The following is a 2,985-nucleotide window of genomic DNA, read 5'->3' as shown; positions in this document are numbered from 1 at the left end:
TGCGGGGTCACGCCGTGGTGCTGCCAGAGCTTGGCCAGCGAGACCATGACGGCGAAGGTGACGGGCTGCACCACATCGACCCGCTCCAGCGACGGCGCACCGGGTGCCTGCCGGACGACGGCCTCCAGTGACCAGTCGACGTACGGGGAGAGTGCGGTCTCGCACTCGGCCATCGCCGCAGCGAACTCCTGCGACTCGTCGAGGAGTTCGGCTCCCATTCCGGCCCACTGCGTGCCCTGGCCGGGGAAGACGAACGCCACCCGGCCCACGTCCGTGGACGTGCCCCGTATCAGCGCTTCCGGCATTCTCAGGGCGTCCCGCAGTGCTTCCCGGCTGTCGCCGATCGCGACTGCGCGGTGCTCCATCGCCGTACGGCCGCCGGCCAGGGCGCGGGCCGCCGCGGCCGGATCCAGGTCCGTACGGGCGTCCGCGTACGCGGCGAGGCGTCCGATCTGGGCGTCCAGTGCGGCCGGGGTCTTGGCCGAGACCAGCCACGGCACGACGCTGCCGGCGGGCGACGGCTCGGCGGCCGGGGTGTCCTCGGTCGGCGTCGGGGGCTCTTCGAGGACGACGTGCGCGTTCGTGCCGCTGATGCCGAAGGAGGAGACGGCGGCCCGGCGCGGTCCGCCGTCCTGCTTCCGCGGCCAGTCCACGGCCTCGGTGAGGAGCTCGACCGTGCCCGCCGACCAGTCGATCTGGTCCGACGGCTCGTCCACGTGCAGGGTCTTCGGGAGCAGCCCGTGGCGCATCGCCTGGACCATCTTGATGACGCCGGCGACACCGGCGGCGGCCTGGGTGTGCCCGATGTTCGACTTCAACGCGCCCAGCCTCAGAGGCTGTTCGCTGCTCCTCTCCTGCCCGTACGTGGCGATCAGGGCCTGTGCCTCGATCGGGTCGCCGAGCCGCGTGCCCGTGCCGTGCGCCTCGACGGCGTCCACGTCGCCCGGCGTGAGCCGGGCGTCGGCCAGGGCACGCCGGATGACGCGCTGCTGAGACGGCCCGTTCGGAGCCGTAAGACCGTTGCTCGCGCCGTCCTGGTTCACGGCGCTGCCGCGGACGACCGCGAGCACCCGGTGGCCCTTGCGGCGGGCGTCCGACAGGCGCTCCACCAGCAGCACTCCGGCGCCCTCCGCGGGGCCGAAGCCGTCCGCCGAGGTGGCGAACGCCTTCGACCGGCCGTCCGCCGCCAGCCCGCGCTGCCGGCTGAACTGCACGAACAGGTCCGCGTTGGGCATGACCGTGACACCGCCCGCGAGGGCCATGTCGCACTCGCCCTTGCGCAGCGCCTGCACGGCGAGGTGCAGGGCGACCAGCGACGACGAGCAGGCCGTGTCCACGGTCAGGGCCGGTCCGTCCGTACCGAGGACGTACGCGATGCGGCCGGACAGGAAGCCCAGCGCCGCGCCGCTGACGAGGTGGCCCTCCAGCTCCGGCGACTGGACGGCGGTGGTCTGCCCCGAGGTGTAGCCGGTGTGCCAGCCGCCGACGAAGACGCCGAGGCCGCTGCCCTTCAGGCTCGTCGGGTCGATGCCCGCGTGCTCGATCGCCTCCCACGCGGTGGTGAGGGACAGCCGCTGCTGCGGGTCCATGGCGAGGGCCTCGCGCGGCGAGATCCCGAAGAAGTCGGCGTCGAACTCGCCCGCCCCGTCCAGGAATCCACCGGCCCGGCAGTACGTACGCCCGGACGCGTCCGGGTCCGGGTCGTACAGCCCCTCCACGTCCCAGCCGCGGTCCTGCGGGAACTCCGAGATCGCGTCGCCGTCCCCGGCCACCAGCTGCCACAGGTCCTCGGGCGAGGCGACACCGCCCGGCAGGCGGCAGGCCATGCCCACGATCGCCACCGGCTCGTGCGTGCGTCCCTCGATCTCGCGCAGACGCCGGGTGTTCTGCTGCAGCTCGGCGGTAACGCGCTTGAGGTAGTCGCGGAGCTTGTCTTCGTTGTTCGCCATGGCTCCCGTTCTCGCCTGTCCGTTCCGTGTGTGTGGGGGCTGGGTGGTGCTGGTGCTGGTGCTGATGTCGCTTGTCGCGCCGGTCGGGTCGGGTCAGGTCAGGTCAGAAGTCGGATTCGCCCAGCTCCTTGTCGATGAAGGAGAAGAGGTCGTCGTCGGACGCCTCGTCCAGTTCGGTGGCGGCGCCGCCGTCGTCCCCCAGGGCCGCGGCCAGCGCCCTGAGCCGGGCGGCGAGCTCCGGACGGCCGCCGGCGGCGGGCGCGAGGGCGGCGAGTACGCCTTCCAGCCGGTCGAGCTCGGCGAGTGCCGCCGCGGTCTGCCGGTCCGCAGCCGAGACCGCGCCTCCGGAGCCGGAGCCGGAGCCGGAAGCAGAGCCGGACCCGGTGTCATCCGCCCAGGACCCGCCTGCGGCGGCGGCGAGTTCGTCGAGCAGGTGCCCGGCGAGCTCCCCCGGAGTGGGGTGGTCGAAGACGAGCGTGGCCGGGAGGCGCAGCCCGGTGGCGGCGTTGAGGCGGTTGCGGAGCTCGACGGCGGTGAGGGAGTCGAAACCGGTGTCGCGGAAGGCGCGCTCCAGGTCGACCCGGCTCGGGGCGCCGTGTCCCAGGACGGTCGCCACGTGCGTACGGACGAGGTCCCGCAGGTGCGCGGTCCTGTCGTCCGGGGTCATCGCGGCGAGCCGCCCGCCCAGGTCCCTCTCCGCCTGGCCGGTGCCGTCGGCGGCGGCCCTGCGGCGGCCGACCGGAGCGCCGCCGGCCCGCGACCCGCGGGTGAGCCCGCTGAGCAGCGGCGCCAGCATGCCGTCGCGCTCCTGGGCCCGGAGCGCGGCGACGTCCAGGGCGATCGGGACGAGCGCCGGGTCGTCGCGGCGCATGGCCGCGTCCAGGAGGGACAGGGTCACCTCGCTGTCCATGGGCGTCGCCCCGGAACGAGCCAGCCGCGAGCGGTCGGTGTCGCTCAGTCCGCCGGTCATGCTGCTGTTCTCTGCCCAGAGGCCCCAGCCGAGGGAGAGGGCGGGGAGTCCGGCGGCGCGGCGGCG

2 protein-coding genes are annotated in these 2,985 nt (G+C 74.2%); both read right to left on the bottom strand.

What is annotated here, in order from left to right; translation table 11 throughout:
• On the bottom strand, positions 1–1,949 hold a 1,949-nt coding region (locus IE124_RS33925), incomplete at its 3' end, for a type I polyketide synthase (protein ID WP_189513855.1).
• 103 nt (positions 1,950–2,052) lie between these two features.
• Positions 2,053–2,985 (bottom strand): phosphopantetheine-binding protein (locus IE124_RS33920; RefSeq protein WP_229833156.1); only part of this gene is annotated, 933 nt, incomplete at its 5' end.

It is taken from the genome of Streptomyces narbonensis (genome assembly GCF_014649015.1).
Classification (GTDB): domain Bacteria; phylum Actinomycetota; class Actinomycetes; order Streptomycetales; family Streptomycetaceae; genus Streptomyces; species Streptomyces narbonensis.
This window is presented reverse-complemented; position numbering and strand designations above follow the sequence as displayed.